The organism is Xanthomonas indica (assembly GCF_040529045.1).
Taxonomy (GTDB): Bacteria; Pseudomonadota; Gammaproteobacteria; order Xanthomonadales; family Xanthomonadaceae; genus Xanthomonas_A; species Xanthomonas_A indica.
Map to the genome: position 1 here is coordinate 3163905 of NZ_CP131914.1, position 17055 is coordinate 3180959.

14 protein-coding genes are annotated in these 17055 nt (G+C 69.3%); 4 read left to right on the forward strand and 10 right to left on the reverse strand.

What is annotated here, in order from left to right; translation table 11 throughout:
* Positions 1–20 precede the first annotated feature (20 nt).
* Entirely contained in the window at positions 21–2456 is a 2436-nt protein-coding gene (locus Q7W82_RS13745; RefSeq protein WP_242158972.1) for a DUF2309 domain-containing protein, read from the forward strand.
* A 131-nt stretch (positions 2457–2587) separates the two neighbouring features.
* Here Q7W82_RS13745 and Q7W82_RS13750 read toward each other — a convergent pair whose 3' ends face one another.
* On the reverse strand, positions 2588–3370 hold the full coding sequence (locus tag Q7W82_RS13750; protein ID WP_242158973.1) for an SDR family oxidoreductase: 783 nt from the start codon (positions 3368–3370) through the stop codon (positions 2588–2590).
* Complete coding sequence (locus Q7W82_RS13755) at positions 3367–3693, reverse strand: nuclear transport factor 2 family protein (protein ID WP_242158974.1); 327 nt, start codon at positions 3691–3693, stop codon at positions 3367–3369. Before Q7W82_RS13755 ends, Q7W82_RS13750 begins: the two co-directional genes overlap by 4 nt.
* 98 nt (positions 3694–3791) lie before the next feature.
* Between Q7W82_RS13755 and Q7W82_RS13760 the strand changes: the two genes are divergently transcribed.
* Entirely contained in the window at positions 3792–4718 is a 927-nt protein-coding gene (locus Q7W82_RS13760) for a LysR family transcriptional regulator (protein WP_242158975.1), read from the forward strand.
* A gap of 289 nt (positions 4719–5007) precedes the next feature.
* Here Q7W82_RS13760 and guaA read toward each other — a convergent pair whose 3' ends face one another.
* From guaA to folD, 3 genes are all read right to left on the reverse strand, one after another.
* Positions 5008–6573, reverse strand: a complete 1566-nt coding sequence (gene guaA, locus Q7W82_RS13765) for a glutamine-hydrolyzing GMP synthase (RefSeq protein ID WP_148828990.1) — start codon at positions 6571–6573, stop codon at positions 5008–5010.
* Positions 6574–6700: 127 nt separating this feature from the next.
* Positions 6701–8158 carry an IMP dehydrogenase gene (guaB, locus tag Q7W82_RS13770; protein WP_160963519.1) on the reverse strand — a complete coding sequence of 486 codons (1458 nt, stop codon included), beginning with the start codon at positions 8156–8158 and terminating at the stop codon, positions 6701–6703.
* A gap of 274 nt (positions 8159–8432) precedes the next feature.
* Positions 8433–9317 carry a bifunctional methylenetetrahydrofolate dehydrogenase/methenyltetrahydrofolate cyclohydrolase FolD gene (folD, locus tag Q7W82_RS13775; RefSeq protein WP_242158976.1) on the reverse strand — a complete coding sequence of 295 codons (885 nt, stop codon included), beginning with the start codon at positions 9315–9317 and terminating at the stop codon, positions 8433–8435.
* Between the two features lie 51 nt (positions 9318–9368).
* Between folD and Q7W82_RS13780 the strand changes: the two genes are divergently transcribed.
* Together Q7W82_RS13780 and Q7W82_RS13785 are read left to right on the forward strand one after the other, a co-directional pair.
* Entirely contained in the window at positions 9369–9665 is a 297-nt protein-coding gene (locus tag Q7W82_RS13780; RefSeq protein WP_242158977.1) for a DUF1244 domain-containing protein, read from the forward strand.
* Positions 9666–9667: 2 nt separating this feature from the next.
* The gene (locus Q7W82_RS13785; RefSeq protein WP_242158978.1) at positions 9668–10441 is read left to right on the forward strand and encodes an alpha/beta fold hydrolase; all 774 of its coding nucleotides are present in this window, start codon (positions 9668–9670) and stop codon (positions 10439–10441) included.
* A gap of 104 nt (positions 10442–10545) precedes the next feature.
* Here Q7W82_RS13785 and Q7W82_RS13790 read toward each other — a convergent pair whose 3' ends face one another.
* The 5 genes from Q7W82_RS13790 to der all read right to left on the reverse strand — a co-directional run bounded on the left by Q7W82_RS13790 (position 10546) and on the right by der (position 17049).
* Entirely contained in the window at positions 10546–12396 is a 1851-nt protein-coding gene (locus tag Q7W82_RS13790) for a monovalent cation:proton antiporter-2 (CPA2) family protein (RefSeq protein WP_242158979.1), read from the reverse strand.
* Between the two features lie 240 nt (positions 12397–12636).
* Positions 12637–13773, reverse strand: coding sequence for a molybdopterin-synthase adenylyltransferase MoeB (gene moeB, locus Q7W82_RS13795; RefSeq protein WP_242158980.1), 1137 nt, complete (start codon positions 13771–13773; stop codon positions 12637–12639).
* A gap of 51 nt (positions 13774–13824) precedes the next feature.
* Positions 13825–15042, reverse strand: a complete 1218-nt coding sequence (glp, locus tag Q7W82_RS13800) for a gephyrin-like molybdotransferase Glp (RefSeq protein WP_242158981.1) — start codon at positions 15040–15042, stop codon at positions 13825–13827.
* The gene (locus Q7W82_RS13805) at positions 15039–15644 is read right to left on the reverse strand and encodes an NTP transferase domain-containing protein (RefSeq protein ID WP_242158982.1); all 606 of its coding nucleotides are present in this window, start codon (positions 15642–15644) and stop codon (positions 15039–15041) included. The genes glp and Q7W82_RS13805 overlap by 4 nt, the downstream gene beginning before the upstream one ends.
* 7 nt (positions 15645–15651) lie before the next feature.
* Positions 15652–17049, reverse strand: coding sequence for a ribosome biogenesis GTPase Der (gene der, locus Q7W82_RS13810; protein WP_242158983.1), 1398 nt, complete (start codon positions 17047–17049; stop codon positions 15652–15654).
* Positions 17050–17055 lie beyond the last annotated feature (6 nt).

A 17055-nucleotide genomic window follows, 5' to 3' on the forward strand; every position in this document is an offset into this window, starting at 1 on the left:
TCAACCGCCAGGAGCCCCCCATGCCGATGACCACGACCGACGCAGCGCCCCTGTCCCACGCTGCGATCATCGCCGCCGCCGCACGTGCGGCACGCGCCATTCCCCCGCTGTGGCCGCTCGCCTCCAGCGTGGCGGTCAATCCCTTCCTCGGCCAGGCCGGCGAACCGCTGCCGATCGCCGCGGCACGGCTGCGGCGCGCGGCCGGCATCGCGGTGACCATGCCGCGCCCCTGGTATGCGCAGCGGCTGCAGTCCGGCGACATCGCCGAGGAGGATTTGCAGGCGGCCTGGCTCCACGCGCCGGCCGCGCTGCGCCCGCCGAGCTTGTCCGCACTCAAGCGCGCCACCGAATCCACGCGCCCTGCCCCGCGCGCGATCCCCACGGTCGCCGATCTGGCGCGCGCTGCCTCGGCGATCGACTGGCCGGGCATCGTTGACGAGCGCATCGGGCACTGGGCCGCCGCCTATTTCGACCAGGGCCAGGCGCTGTGGGTCGCCGGACAGTCCAGTGGCGCCTATAGCGCCTGGCGTCAGGTCGCGATGCACGATCTGACGCCAGAAATCGCCGGACTCACCCGATTCGCGCAGCAGGTGGCAGATGCGCCAGCGACTGCCGAGGACGCGATCGTCGAGGGGGTTGCCCGCCTCGGCCTCCCGCCGGACGCGCTGGACGGCTATTTCCACCGACTGCTGACCACGCTCGGCGGCTGGAGCCAGGTTGCCCGCTATCGGCTCTGGCAAGCGGAATTGAGCGGCGGAACCGATCCCTGCGTCACCGACCTGCTGGCCATCCGCATCAGCTGGGACGCCGCGCTGCTGGGCAAGTTTGGCGCGGCGATCGCGCCGCAGTGGCGGGGCGCCATCGCCGACTACGCCATGCCGGTGGCGGCGACGACGGACGATATCGTCGACGGCATCCTGCAGGAAGCAGCCGAACGCGCGGCACAACGGCGACTCGACGCCCTGCTCGCAGCGCCGGCTTCAACCCCGGTCGTTCCCGACCGGATGACGTTGCAGATGGCTTTCTGCATCGATGTGCGCTCGGAAGTGTTTCGCCGCGCCCTGGAAAGTCTCGATTCCGGCATCCAGACCCTCGGATTCGCCGGATTCTTCGGGCTGGGCATCGGCCATCGGCGGTTCGCCTCGGATGTGGTCGAGGCGCGCCTTCCGGTGCTGCTGACGCCGGGTTTGCATACCTGCGCAGGAGAGGCGACGTCGTCGCAGGCCAAGTCCGACCTCGCCGCGCGGATCACGGCGCGAGCGAAGCGGGCCTGGGGGCGCTTCAAGCTGGCCGCCATTTCCTCGTTCGCCTTCGTCGAGGCCACCGGCCCGATCTACGTCGCCAAGCTGCTGCGCGATGGATTGGGACTGACCCGTCATCCCGCGCCGAACGACCCCACGCCACGTCCAGCCGACGCGCTCGATCTCGACGCGCGGTTGACCATGGCCACCCGCATCCTCAAGGCGATGTCGCTCACCACCGATTTCGCTCGGTTGGTCGTGATCGCCGGCCATGGGGCCAACGTGGTCAACAATCCGCATGCCAGCGCCCTGCATTGCGGCGCCTGCGGCGGCTACTCGGGCGAAGTGAACGCGCGGCTGCTCGCCGGGCTGCTCAACGCCCCCGAGGTGCGCGCCGGCCTTGTCGAACGCGGCATCGCGATTCCCGCGGATACCTTGTTCGTGGCGGCACTGCACGACACCACGACCGACGCAGTCACGCTCTACAGCGCCGATCATCCCTCGCCCGGGCATGCCGCCGATCTCGAGCAGGCGGCGCGTTGGCTGCATGCCGCCGGCGCGCTGGCACGGGGTGAGCGCGCCCTGCGCCTGCCGCGCGCACAGCGCAGTCAGGACATCGCCCATCGCGCCCGCGACTGGGCCGAACTGCGCCCGGAATGGGCGTTGGCCGGCTGCCAGGCCTTCATCGCCGCGCCGCGCTCACGCACGGCCGGCCGCGACCTGGCCGGACGGGCCTTCCTCCACGACTACCACTGGCGCCGCGACGAAGGCTTCGGCGTACTGGAACTGATCCTGACCGCCCCGGTCGTGGTCGCCAGCTGGATCAGCCTGCAGTACTACGGCTCGACGGTGGCGCCCGACATCTTCGGCGCGGGCAACAAGCTGCTGCACAACGTCACCGGCGGCATCGGTGTGGTCGAGGGCAATGCCGGCCTGCTGCGCGGTGGGTTGCCGTGGCAGTCGGTGCACGACGGCGAACGGCTGATCCACGAACCGCTGCGGCTTTCCGTGCTGATCGAGGCACCGGCCGACGCGATCACCGACATCCTCGAACGCCACCCGCAGGTCCGCGCGCTGTTCGACAATCGGTGGCTGCATCTGTTCGCGCTGGACGATGCGGGGCGGATGGCGTGGCGCTATGGCGGCGATCTGCACTGGGAGGCGTGCCTGGACGATGCGCTGTCACCGCGCACGACCGCGCCCGCGTTTGCGTGACGCAGGATGCCGCCCATCCTGCACACCCGAACGAAACGCGCCCGCATCGAGCGGCGCCGCCATTGCCGCAGCCATCGTGCGACGATCGGATCCACCACTCCGCGAAGATTCGACCGGTGGCGGGCTGTCGGCTACAGCGTGGGAACGGTACCGCCATCGATCCGATACTCGGCCCCTGCGATCGAAGCGGACCGCGGGGACGCCAGAAAAGCGATCAAGTCGGCCACCTCGTGTGGCTTGGCGGGTCGGCCCACGGGAATCCCGCCGAGCCAATCCATCACCAGGCGCTTGCCGCCTTCGTAATCCGTTCCGGCCCCTTCCGCCATCCGCTGCGCAAACGCCACGGAGGCCTCGGTCTCGATCCAGCCCGGCGCAACGCTCAGCACGCGCACTCCCTTCGGCGTGACCTCTCTCGCTAGCGACTTGCTGTAGGTCGTGAGTGCTCCCTTGGCAGCGGCGTATGCGGTCGTGGATTCGGGCAGCGGCAGCACGCGCTGGATGGAGCTGACGTGGATGATGACGCCAGAGCCCTGCGCCAACATTGCCGGCAGCAGCGCACGATCCAGGCGTACGGCCGGCATCAGGTTCAGGTTCAACTCGGCGAGCCAGTGCGCATCGCTGATCGCAGCGAAACCGCCACCAGGCGTGTTCGAACCACCGAGCACGTTGATCAGGATGTCCACGCCGCCCCAGTCCTGCAGGACGCGTTGAGCGAGGTGACTCGTCCCTTCCGCGGTCGCCAGATCGGCAGCGATGTAGTCGACGCCAGTTACCCGGTGCGCTGGCAGGCTGCGCGCGGAAGTCATCACCCGCGCGCCGGCCTGCGCAAGGGCGTTCACGACTGCAGCGCCGAGACCCAACGTGCCACCGGTAACCAGGGCCCGCAGGCCACTGAGCTGAAGGTCGAAGTTCATGCCGTGACCTCCAGCGCTGCGATCAGGCCGCCTTCCAGGCGAAAACGGTAGGCCAGCACGACCGGGCTGCCAGGGAAGTTGCCGGCGACGTTGGCACGGACGCATTGGATGTCGTTTTCCTGCTCGATGGCGAACGGCTCGCTCGTCGCGCTGAACTTGGCCGACGCCTCGGCCATGAAGGTCTTGATGGCATCGATTCCGGTGTAGGTATGACCGTTGTCGTTGAAGACCGCATGCGCGGTAAAGCAATGCGTCAAGGCGTCGGGGCTGTGTTCGGCCGCGAAGTACGCCGCAATCGGCTCAGGAAGGGGCAAGGTCTGCATGTGTCGGTTCCAGGGGCGGTGAGGCCTCAGGATGCGCGCCGCCATGCATTCAGTGAATGCCTTAGAATCAGGATGGGTTATTTAGGAAATTCCACATAATGCGTGGATCCGACTTCGCCGAACTGAAGGCCTTCGTGGCGGTCGTGGAGCGCCGCAGCTTTGCCCGCGCGGCAGAACAGCTCGGCCTGTCGCCGTCGGCGCTCAGCCAGACCATCCGGCAGCTCGAGGGCCGCATCGGCGCGCGCCTGCTGAATCGCACGACGCGCAGCGTCGCACCATCGGCCAGTGGCGAACTGCTCTACAGGCGCATCGCGCCGTTGTTCCGCGAGATGGCCACTGCGGTCGCCGAAGCCGGCGAGGCGACAGGGCAGATGAAAGGCACGCTTCGCATCAACACGCTGGGCATCGCCGCGAGAACCATCATTGCGCCCAGGCTTTCCCGCTTTCATCAGATACACCCTGACGTGGTGCTCGACATCGTGATCGACGACGCGTTGGCGGATATCGTCGTTGGCCGCTTTGACGCTGGCATCCGCGTGGGCGGGCAGCTCGAAAAAGACATGATCGCGGTCCGCCTCACCCCGGACTTGAACATGGTCGCGGTGGCGTCACCGGACTATCTCGCGCGTCGCGGGACGCCCCAATCACCGGCCGAATTGCACGCGCATGCGTGCATCAACTGGCGGCTCCAGGTGGACGGCCGGCAGTATCGGTGGGAGTTCAAGAAACGCGGGCAGCGACGCGAAGTGGCGGTGGACGGCCCCATCGTCACCAATCATGCCGACATCGGCATTGCCGCGGCACTGAATGGACTAGGCATCGCCTATCACTTCGAGCGCGATGGCGTGGGCGAGCTTCTGGCCCAGGGACGGCTGGTCCAGATCCTGCCTGACTGGACGATCTCGCGCCCTGGCCTGTTCCTCTACTACCCGAACCGGCAGCATCGACCGGCGCTGCTCGGTGCATTCATCGACTGTCTGCTGGATCGTGCACCGTTCGATCGGCCAGCAGGTCGGGCCGGTTGACTGACACGTCTTTCATTCGAATCACGTCGCGGATTGCGGCGACGACGATGCAAACGGGTGTCCCTGACGCAGCATGTCCTCGCGCCCTGCGGCCCTTCTGGACATGAACCTGGGCAGGTGAGACAGACGCCGAGATGTGTAACGGAGCAGCAGACCGCACACAGCGGCAACTCGGCCTACGGCGACAGCCTCGATTCTCGGATCCCGCTTCGGCCGAGCTAGCGGACAGGTCCCTGCAGGGCCACCCTCCGGTGCACGCAGGAGTCGATTCCGACTCCTGCGAGAATCCTCACTCCCACTCGATCGTCGCCGGCGGCTTCCCGGAGATGTCGTACACCACCCGCGACACGCCACGCAGTTCGTTGATGATGCGGTTGCTTACCGTGCCAAGGAAGTCGTACGGCAGGTGCGCCCAGTGCGCGGTCATGAAGTCGATGGTCTCGACCGCGCGCAGCGCGATCACCCACTCGTAGGCGCGGGCGTCGCCGACCACGCCGACCGACTTCACCGGCAGGAACACGGCGAAGGCCTGGCTGGTCTTGTCGTACAAATCGGCCTTGCGCAGTTCGTCGATGAAGATCGCATCGGCCTTGGCCAGCAGTTCGGCGTACTCGCGCTTCACCTCGCCGAGGATCCGCACGCCCAGCCCGGGGCCGGGGAACGGATGGCGGTAGACCATGCTGCGCGGCAGGCCGAGTTCGACGCCCAGGCGCCGCACTTCGTCCTTGAACAGTTCGCGCAGCGGCTCGACCAGGCCCAGCTTCATGTGCTCAGGCAGGCCGCCGACGTTGTGGTGGCTCTTGATGACGTGGGCCTTGCCGGTCTTGCTGCCGGCCGACTCGATCACGTCCGGGTAGATAGTGCCCTGCGCCAGCCACTTGGCGTTGCGGAGCTTGTTCGACTCTTCGTCGAAGATCTCCACGAACAGGTTGCCAATGATCTTGCGCTTGGCTTCCGGGTCGCTGACGCCGGCCAGCGCCTGGAAGTAGCGGTCGGCGGCGTTGACCCGGATCACCTTGACACCCATGTGCTCGGCGAACATCGCCATCACCTGGTCGCCTTCCTGCCAGCGCAGCAGGCCGGTGTCGACGAACACGCAGGTCAGCTTGTCGCCGATCGCCTTGTGCAGCAACGCGGCGACCACCGACGAATCGACGCCGCCGGACAGGCCGAGGATCACTTCGTCGTCGCCGACCTGGGCGCGCACGCGGGCGATCTGGTCGTCGATGATGTTGGCCGCGGTCCACAGCGTGGCGCAGCCGCACACGTCGACCACGAAGCGGCGCAGCAGGGTCTGGCCCTGCAGGGTGTGGGTCACTTCCGGATGGAACTGCACGCCGTACCAGCGCTTGGCCTCGTTGGCCATGGCCGCGACCGGGATGCGGTCGGTGACGGCGGTGATGGTGAAGCCCGGCGGCACCTGCGACACGTGGTCGCCGTGGCTCATCCACACGTTCAAGCGCGACGCGCCTGCGTGATCGGTCAGCCCGGAGAACAACGCATCGGCGGCCACCACCTCGACCTCGGCATGGCCGAACTCGCGCTGATCCGCCGCTTCGGTGGCGCCACCGAGCTGCGCGGCCAGGGTCTGCATGCCGTAGCAGATGCCGAAGATCGGCAGGCCGCTGTCGAACACTGCCTGCGGCGCGGCCGGCGCACCCGGCAGCGTGGTCGATTCCGGGCCACCGGAGAGGATGATGCCCTTGGCGCCGAAGCCGGCGATCTCGGCCGGATCGTGGTCCCACGCCCAGATCTCGCAGTACACGCCCAGTTCGCGAATGCGCCGCGCAATCAACTGCGTGTACTGCGCACCGAAATCGAGGATGAGGATCTTGTCGCTGTGGATGTTGGTCATCTGGAGCCGGGATTGGGGATTCGGGAGTGGGGATTCGCAACAGCGGGTGGCCGCGCTGCGCACGGCCGGTGGAGACGCGGCGGGCGACGAATCCCCAATCCCGAATCCCCACTCCCGCGCATGGGCATCAGCCCATGCGGTAGTTCGGCGGTTCCTTGGTGATCTGCACGTCGTGGACGTGGCTCTCGCGCTGGCCGGCACCGGTGATGGTGACGAACTTCGGCTTGGTGCGCATGTCCTCGATGGTGGCGCAGCCCACGTAGCCCATGGTCGCGCGCAGGCCGCCGATCAACTGGTGGATGATGCCGCTGAGCGGGCCGCGGTACGGCACGCGGCCTTCGATGCCTTCTGGCACCAGCTTGTCGGCGTCGGAAGCGTCCTGGAAGTAGCGGTCCTTGCTGCCCTTCTCCATCGCGCCCAGGCTGCCCATGCCGCGGTAGCTCTTGTAGCTGCGGCCCTGGAACAGTTCGACCTCGCCCGGGGCTTCCTCGGTGCCGGCGAACAGGCCGCCGACCATCACCGTGGAGGCGCCGGCGACCAGCGCCTTGCCGATGTCGCCGGAATAGCGGATGCCGCCATCGGCGATCAGCGGGATGCGGTCCTGCAGCGCCTCGGCGACCATGTCGATCGCGGTGATCTGCGGCACGCCGACACCGGCGACCACGCGCGTGGTGCAGATCGAGCCGGGGCCCACGCCGACCTTGACCGCGTCGGCACCGGCGTCCATCAGCGCCAGCGCGGCGTCGCCGGTGACGATGTTGCCGCCGATCACCTGCAGCTGCGGGTAGGTCTTCTTGACCCAGGCCACGCGCTCGATCACGCCCTGCGAATGGCCGTGCGCGGTGTCGACGATGACCACGTCCACGCCGGCCGCGGCCAGCAGCTCGATGCGCTGTTCGGTGTCGCCGCCGACGCCCACCGCGGCACCGACCAGCAGCCGCGTGGCGGCGTCCTTGGCGGCGTTGGGGTTGTCGGTCTTCTTCTGGATGTCCTTGACCGTGATCAGGCCGCGCAGCTCGAAGCCGTCGTTGACCACCAGGATCTTCTCGATGCGGTGGCGGTGCAGCAACTGCAGCACTTCCTCGTCGCTGGCGCCTTCGCGCACGGTGACCAGGCGATCCTTCTTGGTCATGATGTGGCGGACCGGATCGTCGAGCTTCTTCTCGAAGCGCATGTCGCGGCTGGTGACGATGCCGACCAGTTCGCTGCCGTCCACCACCGGCACGCCGGAGATGTTGCGGGCGCGGGTGAGTTTCAGCACCTCGCCGATGGTGGTCTCCGGACCGACCGTGAACGGCTCGGTGATGACGCCGGCCTCGAACTTCTTGACCTTGGCCACTTCGGCGGCCTGCTGCGCCGGAGTCAGGTTCTTGTGGATGATGCCGATGCCGCCGAGCTGGGCCATGGCCACCGCCAGGCGGTGCTCGGTGACCGTGTCCATCGCGGCCGACAGGATCGGCAGTTTCAGGCGCAGGTCGCGGGTCAGCCGGGTTTCCAGGCTGACGTCCTTGGGCAGGACGGTCGAATGGGCGGGGACGAGCGAGACGTCGTCGTAGGTGAGAGCTTCAGCCTGGATGCGCAGCATCGGCGGACCCGAGTGTGGGGAAGCGCGGCATTTTAACGCATTTGGGGCGGGGATTGGGGATTCGGGAGTGGGGATTCGCAAAGGGGGCGCCCTGCGCGGCCGGCCGTTTGCCTGCCTATCAGATGGCCGATTTCGACGACCTACCGATCCCGAATGGGCCGCGCATGCGCTTTTGCTGTTGCTGTTACTTTAACGAATCCCGAATCCCGACTCCCGTGCAGCCTTCAACGAATCCCCAATCCCGAATCCCCGCTTTCCATAGCCGAATGGCTGGTCATCCCGCCGCCTCAGCGGCCTCAATCGTGTTCTGCATCAGCGTCGCCACCGTCATCGGCCCCACCCCGCCCGGCACCGGGGTGATCCAGCTGGCGCGCTGCGCCGCCGCGTCGAAGCCGACGTCGCCGACCAGGCGGCCATCGTCCAGGCGGTTGATGCCGACGTCGATCACCACCGCGCCCGGCTTGACCCACTCGCCCGGGATCAGCCCCGGCCGGCCCACCGCCACCACCAGGATGTCGGCGTCGCGCACCCGCGCCTGCAGCACCTCCGGCGGGGTGAACTTGTGGCAGCAGCTGACCGTGCAGCCGGCGATCAGCAGTTCCAGCGCCATCGGCCGGCCAACGTGGTTGCTGACGCCGACGATGGTGGCGTTGCGCCCGCGCACCGGCTGGTCGGTGTGTGCCAGCAGGGTGACAATGCCGCGCGGCGTGCACGGGCGCAGGCCGAATTCGCGCAGCGCCAGGTGGCCGACGTTTTCCGGATGGAAACCGTCCACGTCCTTGCGCGGATCGATGCGGTGGATCAGCCGGCTGGCATCGGGGATGCCCGGCAGCGGCAACTGCACCAGGATGCCGTGGATCTTGGGATCGGCATTGAGCCGATCGATCAGTGCCAGCAGGTCGGCCTCGCTGGTGCCGGCCGGCAGGTCGTAGTCGAATGCCTCGATGCCGACCTTCTCGGCCGCGCGGCGCTTGTTGCGCACATACACCGTGGAGGCCGGATCGCCGCCCACCAGCACCACCGCCAGCCCGGGGCGCGACTGCCCGGCCGCCAGCCGCGCGTCGACCCGCGCCTTGAGCTGGTCGAGCAGGTCGTCGGCGATGCGCCGCCCGTCGAGGATGCGGGCCGGGACGGAGGAAGCGGACACGGAATCGGTCATCGGGGCGGGCGGGTGTAGAGTCGGGGGATGTCCATTGTCCCCGATTCCGCCATGACCGACACCACCCGCATCGAGGCCGCCGCCTTCCGCCGCCTATTGCAGCACCTCAACCAGGACCGCCCCGACGTGCAGAACATCGACCTGATGATCCTGGCCGGGTTCTGCCGCAACTGCCTGGCCGACTGGTACCGCGAGGCGGCGGCGGCCGAGGGCGAAGAGCTCAGCAAGGAACAGGCGCGCGAACGCGTCTACGGCATGCCGTTCGCCGACTGGAAGGCACAGCACCAGGCCGAGGCCACCCCGGCGCAACTGGCCGCCTTCGCCGAGGCGCAGCGCAAGCACGGCTAGCGATGCTGCGCTACACCGCGATCGCGGCCGCCATTCTCGCCGCAGCCTATGTGGTGGTCTGTGCCCTGCTCTACCTGGGCCAGCGCGACCTGCTGTATGTCCCGCAGGGCACGCGGGTTGCACCGGCGCAGACCGACTTCGCGCTGCGGCGCAGTGCGGGCGTGCAGGTCCGCGGCTGGCAGGTCAATCCTGGCCGCGACAAGGTGCTGCTGTACTTCGGCGGCAATGCCGAGGACCTGCGTCAGGCACGCGCGCAGTTGCAGGCCGCCCTGCCCGACCACAGCCTCTACCTGCTCGCCTACCGCGGCTATGGCGCCAGCGATGGCACGCCCAGCGAGACCGCACTGGTCGGCGATGCCGTGGCGCTGTACGACCACGTGCGTGCCGCGCAGCCGCAGGCGCAGATCGCGGTGCTGGGGCGCAGCCTGGGCAGCGGCGTGGCCAGCCAACTGGCGGCGCGCCGCGCGGTGGCGCGGCTGGTGCTGGTGACGCCGTTCGACAGCCTGGTCTCGGCGGCGCAGGCGCACTATCCGTGGGTCCCGGTGCGCTGGCTGCTGCGCGACCGCTACGACTCGGCGCAGGCCTTGCGCGCTTACCGCGGCCCGCTGCTGATCCTGCGTGCCGGCCACGATCAGGTGGTGCCTCCGGCCAGCACCGATGCCCTGCTCAAGGCCCTCCCGCAGCGCCCGACCGTGGTCGCTTTCTCGCAGGCCGACCACAACGACATCAGCGACGATCCAGGCTACATGCGGGCGCTGCAGGCGTTCCTTCGCTGAGGCTGGGCGCCTGTCGTAGACGCGGCGTTAGCCGCGACCAGGCGTTCCCGGAAGACACTGTCGCGGCTGAAGCCGCTCGTACAACTCCCCGCCAACGATTGCGGCTATGTGCCGTCACGCTCCTGCGCTGGCTCCGTCACCGGCACGCCTTCCGGATTCAGCGTGCGGCTTTCGCGCCGCGGCGGCGTGAACGGGGTCGGCGTGGGCACCGCCGGGGTGATGTTGCCGTACATCAGGCCGGTGCCGGCGCGCACCGTGCCGGCAGCGATCTCCAGTTCCAGCCGCTCGGCATCGCGACGGCGGATCTCGCGGGCGATGGAGCGGGCTTCGCTCTCGTCCATGCCCAACTCGATCAGCGCGGCCTGGCCGAACTCCACCGCGGATTCGAACGTTTCGCGGATGTGGTAGTCGACGCCGGCGGCGATCAGCTCCAGCGCGTGCTCGCGGTCGTAGGAGCGCACCAGCAGCTTGGCCTGCGGAAACTCGGTGGTGGCCAGTTCGACGATGCGGTTGGCCGCCTCGCGGTTGTCGACGCACACCGCGATGGCGCGGGCGCTGTGCGCGCCGGAGGCGTGCAGCACGTCCAGGCGGGTGCCGTCGCCGTAGTAGATCTTGAAGCCGAACTTGGCCGCGCTCTGGATCATCTCGATGTCGTTGTCGATGATGGTCACGTCCACGTCGCGCGCCAGCAGCGACTGGCTGGCGACCTGGCCGAAGCGACCGAAGCCGATGATCAGCACGCTGCCGGTGAGGCCGTCGGCCGCATCCACGCCTTCCATCGACGGCGCCTCCACCGGTGCCCAGCGCCGGTACAGCAGTACGAACAGCGGCGTCAGCGCCATCGACAGCACCACGATGGCGGTCAGGTTGGCGTTGATCTGCGCGTCGATGACGCCGGCACCGCTGGCGGCGGCGAACAGCACGAAGGCGAACTCGCCGCCCTGCGCCATCAGCACGCCGCGATCCAGCGCCTGCGCATGGCCGCTGCCGGTGAGCCGCGCGACCAGGTAGATGCACGCGGCCTTGGCCGCCATGAAGGCGAGCACGCCGCTGAGGATCAGGGTCCAGTTGGCCGCCACCACCGCCAGGTTCAGCGCCATGCCGACACCGAGGAAGAACAACCCCAGCAGGATGCCGCGGAACGGCTCGATGTCGGCTTCGATCTGGTGACGGAAGGTCGATTCGGACAGCAGCACGCCGGCCAGGAACGCGCCCATCGCCATCGACAGCCCGCCGAGCTGCATCAGCAGCGCCGCGCCCAGCACCACCAGCAGGGCGGCCGCGGTCATCACCTCGCGCGCCTTGGCCGCGGCCAACAGCCGGAACAGCGGATTGAGCAGCCAGCGTCCGGCCGCCAGCAGACCGACGATCGCCGCGGCACCGACGCCGATGCCGATCCAGCGCGACGGCGCCGAGGCATCCGCCGGCACCGGCGCCATCCACGCCACCACCGCCAGCAGCGGCACGATCAACAGGTCTTCGAACAGCAGGATCGCCACGATCTTCTGCCCCGCCGGCAGGGCGATGTCGCCGCGCTCGCCGAGCAACTGCATGACCACCGCGGTGGAGGTCAGCACGAAGCCCGAGGCGGCGATGAAGGCCACCGGCAGCGGAAACCCGAAGGCCAGGCCGACGCCGGTCAGCACGCTGGCGCAGACGATGATCTGCGCGGTGCCCAGACCGAAGATCTGCTTGCGCAGGCTCCACAGGTGCGACGGCCGCATTTCCAGGCCGATCACGAACAGGAACATGACCACGCCCAGTTCGGCGACGTGCAGGATGGCCTGCGGATCGGAGAACCAACCCAGGCCGAATGGACCGATCGCTAGGCCGGCAGCGAGATAGCCGAGCACCGAGCCCAGGCCGAGCCGCCGGAACACCGGCACCGCCACCACGGCGGCGCCGAGCAGCGCCACCACCTTGATCAATTCGCTGCTGTCGGCTGCACTCGTCATGCCCCGATTCTACGCACAAGGCCGGAGCATCCCCATGGATCGGGATGCGAGGTGAGACGCGGCGCACTGCGTGCTGCGCCCAACGCGCCTTCGTGATGCGTGCACGTGATCATGCACCGGACGATCGCGATCATGCGATCAACGTGCAGACCACGCCTCCCTTCTCCCATCGGGAGAAGGTGCCCCGAAGGGACGGATGAGGGTACGGACGCCGCCGCGAACAGCGACACCTAATGACAGCTAAGGCTCAGTGCCACAGAACTGTGCATAGTCGATATAGCCTGGAAACGGCCGCTCCGGCGCGCACAGCGGGCACTGCGGATCGGCGGACAGGCGGGTTTCGCGGAAGCGCATCGCCAGCGCGTCGAAATGCAGCAGGCGGCCGCGCAGCGGTTCGCCGATGTCCAGTAGCAACTTCAAGACTTCGTTGGCCTGCAGCAGGCCGACGATGCCGGGCAGCACGCCGAGGACGCCGGCATCGGCGCAGTTCGGTGCGAACTCCGGCGGCGGCGGCTCCGGGAACAGGCAGCGGTAGCACGGTGCCTGCCCGCGCCGGCGGCCGGCGTCGAACACGCTGACCTGGCCCTCGAAGCGCTGCACCGCGCCGTACACCAGCGGCTTGCCCAGCTTCACGCAGGCGTCGTTGAGCAGGTAGCGCGCGGGGAAATTGTCAGAGCCGTCCAGCACCACGTCCACGTCCTGCAGCAGCCGCTCGACGTTGTCGGCGGTGACCCGCTCGCGCACCGCTTCCACCCGCACGCCCGGATTCAGGGCACCCAGGCTTGCCGCGGCCGAGTCCACCTTGGCCTGGCCGATCCGCGCGTCGCCGTGCAGGATCTGCCGCTGCAGGTTGCTGCGCTCGACCACGTCGTCGTCGGCGATGCGCAACTGCCCCACCCCGGCGGCGGCCAGGTAGAAACCGGCCGGCGAGCCCAGGCCGCCGGCGCCGACCAGCAGCACGCGCGCGGCCTGCAGCCGGCGCTGGCCCTCCACCCCGACTTCGGGCAGGCGCAGATGCCGCGAATAGCGGTCGAAGAAGTCCTCCTGCTCCGGCGCCAGCGCCGGCCGCTGCAGCGGCAAGCCCTCGCGTTGCCAGCGTGTGGTGCCGCCCAGCACCGAGGCGACCTGCGGGTAGCCGGCCTGCGCTAGGAACACCGCGGTGTCGTGCGAGCGCTTGCCGCTCTGGCAGATCAGCAGCACCTCGGTGTCGGTGCCGAGATAGGCGGCCGGGTCGGCCTGCAACTGCGCGCGGGCCACGCCCTGCGCGCCGGCGGCCATGCCGGTGGCGCGCTCGTGCTCCTCGCGGATGTCGAGCAAGCGCGCACCCTGCGCCTGCCGCGCCTGCGCCTGTGCCGGGGTCAGTTCTCGAATGCCCATGCGCGCATTATCGGCGCAAACCGGGCCCGCGTCCGCCGTCCGCCGCGCCGCTCAGTACGGCACCACCTCGACCACGTCGCCGGCCTGGAACTGGCGCGCGCCCTCCTCCAATCGCAGCAGCACGTCGCTGTCGGCGGCTCCGCGCAGGCGATGCGAGCCGTCCGCAGGATTCGGTTCCGCCCACAGTTGGCCGTGCGCATCGCAGCGCATGCGCCCGCGCAGGAACTCCAGCCGGTCGTGGCGCTTGTCCCAGCCGGACGCCAGCCGTGCGCGCCAGGCCCGGTGCGGCTCGCTGCGCCGCTGCAGCGCATCCAGCAAGGGCCGCCCGATCGCCAGGAAGGTCGCCAGCACCGACACCGGATTGCCCGGCAGGCCGAGGAACAAGGCACGTTCCCACTCGCCGAACAGCAGCGGCATGCCCGGGCGCATGCGCACCTTCCAGAACAGGATGCGGCCGTGCTCGGCCAGCAGCCGCGGCAGGTAGTCCTTCTCGCCGGCGGAGACGCCGCCGCAGGTCAGCACCACGTCGAACGCCGAGGCCGCATCGGCGAGCATGGCCTGGATGCGCTGCGGATCGTCCGGCAGCGTCGGCCAGGCGGTCGGCGCCAGGCCGAGCAGGCGCAGCTGCGCCATCAGCATGTCGCGGTTGCTGTTGTAGATCTGGCCCGGCTGCAACGGCATGCCCGGCTCGACCAGTTCGTCGCCGGTGGCGAACACCGCCACGGTCGGCCGTGCCGCCACCGTCAGTTGGTCCATGCCCAGGGCCGCGGCCAGGCCGATGCGCGAGGGCGTCAGCAGCATGCCGGCCTCGAGCACGCGCTCGCCGGCACGCACGTCCTCGCCGCGCGCACGCACGTGTGCGCCGGCAAGGAGTCCGTCCGGGACCTGCACGAGACCATCGTGCTCGTGCACGTTCTCCTTGATCACCACCGTATCCGCACCGGCCGGCAGCGGCGCGCCGGTGGTCACCCGCAGGCATTCGCCGGGCGCGAGCGCCTGCTGCCGATCGGCGCCGGCGAACTGTTCGCCGGCCAGGCGCACGTCGGTCGGCGCCCCCGGGGTCAGGTCGGCATGGCGCAGCGCGAAGCCGTCCATCGCGCTGTTGGCGAACGGCGGCAGGTCGATCGGCGCCTCCAGCGGTTCCAGCAGGATGCGGCCATCGGCGCGCGACGCCGCCAGGCGCTCGCTGTTGACGGGGCGGGCACGCGCGGCGGCAGCGACGATCGCCAGCGCGTCGGTGTAGGCGATCCGGGAGGGATAGTCGGTCATGGTGGCGGCAGGATACCCGCTGCGGCCAAGTCCTGCGGCGTGTTCAGATTGCCCAGCACGAGTTCCGGCAACGCCACCGCCGCCATCCGCAGGCGCTGCTGCACCGCGCGTGGCGCATAGCGGGCGGCTGCCAGCGCCTCGTCCAGCGCCGGGCGCAGCGCGGCTACCCGATACAGCGCCACCAGCGGCTGCGCGCCGGCGGCATCCTCGACCCAGGCGCCATCGCGGCCCACAGCGGCCGCGGCCAGCGTGGCGGCCAGGTCCGGCGGCAACCGGCACAGGTCGACCGGCACGGTCAGCAGCCACGGCGTGGCGCAGGTGGCGGCGAGTGCGTCCAGCCCGGCGATCGGCCCCAGCGAACGTTCGCCCCCGGCCGGCGCTGCGACGCGGTCCGGCAGCGCCTGCAGGCCGATGGCGGCATAGCGCGACAGGTTGCGGTTGGCGCTGACCAGCACTGCGGCCACCTGCGGCGCCAACGCCTGCACCAGCCATTGCACCTGCGCCTGCCCGTCGCGTCGCAGCCAGGCCTTGTCACATCCGCCCAGGCGTTGCGCGCGGCCGCCGGCGAGAATGCCGAGGGTGATCGCGCGCTGCGGGTCCATCGTGCGGCTACTTGCCGCGGACGTGCTTCATCAGGCGCCGCTTCTTGGCGATCTGGCGCTCGGTCAGCACGTTCTTCTTGCCTTCGTACGGATTGGCGCCTTCGCGGAACATGAAGCGCACCGGCGTGCCGACCAGCTTGAAGCGCTTGCGGAAGAAGTTCTCCAGGTAGCGCTTGTACGATTCCGGCAGCACCTTCAGGCGCGTGCCGTGGACGATGAAAGTGGGCGGATTGCTGCCGCCCGGATGCACGTAGCGCAGCTTGGAGACGTGGCCGCGGATGCTCGGCGGCGGATTGCTCTCGTAGGCGATTTCCAGCGCCTGGTTGACTTCGCTGGTACTGAACTCGCGCACCGCCGAGGCGTGCGCGCGATGGATCGCCTGGAACAGCTCGCGCATGCCCGAGCCATGCTTGGCGGAGATGCGCACCGCCTCGGCCCAGCTGACGAACCCGAGCTTGCGCGACAACAGGTCTTCGGCCTGGGCGCGCTGGTAGTCGCTCTGCCCGTCCCACTTGTTGATCGCCACCACCAGGGCGCGACCGGCGTCGAGGATCGCACCGAGCACGGTCGCGTCCTGGTCGGTCACGCCTTCGCCGGCATCGAGCATCAGCACTGCCACCTGGCACTGCTCGATCGCCTGCAACGTCTTGAACGCGCTGAACTTCTCAACCGCTTCCTCGACGCGGCCGCGGCGGCGCAGGCCGGCGGTGTCGATCAGCCGGTACAGGCGGCCGTCGCGCTCCAGGTCCACCGCGATCGAGTCGCGGGTGGTGCCGGGCACCTCGGAGGCGATCATGCGCTCCTCGCCCAGCAGGCGATTGACCAGGGTCGACTTGCCGACGTTCGGGCGGCCGACGAAGGCGATGCGCATGCGCGCCGGATCGGTGTCCAGGGTCTCGCCGGCGCCCTCTTCCGGCAACCGCTCCAGGACTTCCTCGAGCAGGTCGTCGATGCCGTGGCGGTGCGCGGCGGAGACCGCAATGGCGTCGCCGAGGCCGTAGCGCGCGAACTCGGCACGCACCTGGTCCTCGTCGGTGCCGTCGATCTTGTTGATCAGCAGCAGGGTCGGCCGCGCCAGTTTGCGCAGCCAGGCCAGGATCTCGTCGTCGAGTGCGGACGACCCCTCGCGGCCGTCGACCACGAACAGGATCAGGTCGGCCTCGCCGGCGGCGGCGCGCGCCTGCTCGGCGGTGGCGCCGGCCAGGCCTTCCTCTTCGCCGGAGATGCCGCCGGTATCGACGATCACGAACGGGGTGTCCGGCGCCAGCCGGCACACCCCGTAGTGGCGATCGCGGGTGACGCCGGGCTGGTCGTGGACCAGCGCGTCACGGCTGCGCGTCAGCGCGTTGAACAGCGTGGACTTGCCGACATTCGGCCGTCCAACCAGGGCGACCAGCGGCAGCATCGCGAC

Bases quoted from the DNA above. Each gene is read 5' to 3' on its own strand.
- Q7W82_RS13745 (WP_242158972.1), top strand. From the start codon at position 21: ATGCCGATGACCACGACCGACGCAGCGCCCCTGTCCCACGCTGCGATC.
- Q7W82_RS13750 (WP_242158973.1), bottom strand. From the start codon at position 3,370: ATGAACTTCGACCTTCAGCTCAGTGGCCTGCGGGCCCTGGTTACCGGT.
- Q7W82_RS13755 (WP_242158974.1), bottom strand. From the start codon at position 3,693: ATGCAGACCTTGCCCCTTCCTGAGCCGATTGCGGCGTACTTCGCGGCC.
- Q7W82_RS13760 (WP_242158975.1), top strand. From the start codon at position 3,792: ATGCGTGGATCCGACTTCGCCGAACTGAAGGCCTTCGTGGCGGTCGTG.
- guaA (WP_148828990.1), bottom strand. From the start codon at position 6,573: ATGACCAACATCCACAGCGACAAGATCCTCATCCTCGATTTCGGTGCG.
- guaB (WP_160963519.1), bottom strand. From the start codon at position 8,158: ATGCTGCGCATCCAGGCTGAAGCTCTCACCTACGACGACGTCTCGCTC.
- folD (WP_242158976.1), bottom strand. From the start codon at position 9,317: ATGACCGATTCCGTGTCCGCTTCCTCCGTCCCGGCCCGCATCCTCGAC.
- Q7W82_RS13780 (WP_242158977.1), top strand. From the start codon at position 9,369: ATGACCGACACCACCCGCATCGAGGCCGCCGCCTTCCGCCGCCTATTG.
- Q7W82_RS13785 (WP_242158978.1), top strand. From the start codon at position 9,668: ATGCTGCGCTACACCGCGATCGCGGCCGCCATTCTCGCCGCAGCCTAT.
- Q7W82_RS13790 (WP_242158979.1), bottom strand. From the start codon at position 12,396: ATGACGAGTGCAGCCGACAGCAGCGAATTGATCAAGGTGGTGGCGCTG.
- moeB (WP_242158980.1), bottom strand. From the start codon at position 13,773: ATGGGCATTCGAGAACTGACCCCGGCACAGGCGCAGGCGCGGCAGGCG.
- glp (WP_242158981.1), bottom strand. From the start codon at position 15,042: ATGACCGACTATCCCTCCCGGATCGCCTACACCGACGCGCTGGCGATC.
- Q7W82_RS13805 (WP_242158982.1), bottom strand. From the start codon at position 15,644: ATGGACCCGCAGCGCGCGATCACCCTCGGCATTCTCGCCGGCGGCCGC.
- der (WP_242158983.1), bottom strand. From the start codon at position 17,049: ATGCTGCCGCTGGTCGCCCTGGTTGGACGGCCGAATGTCGGCAAGTCC.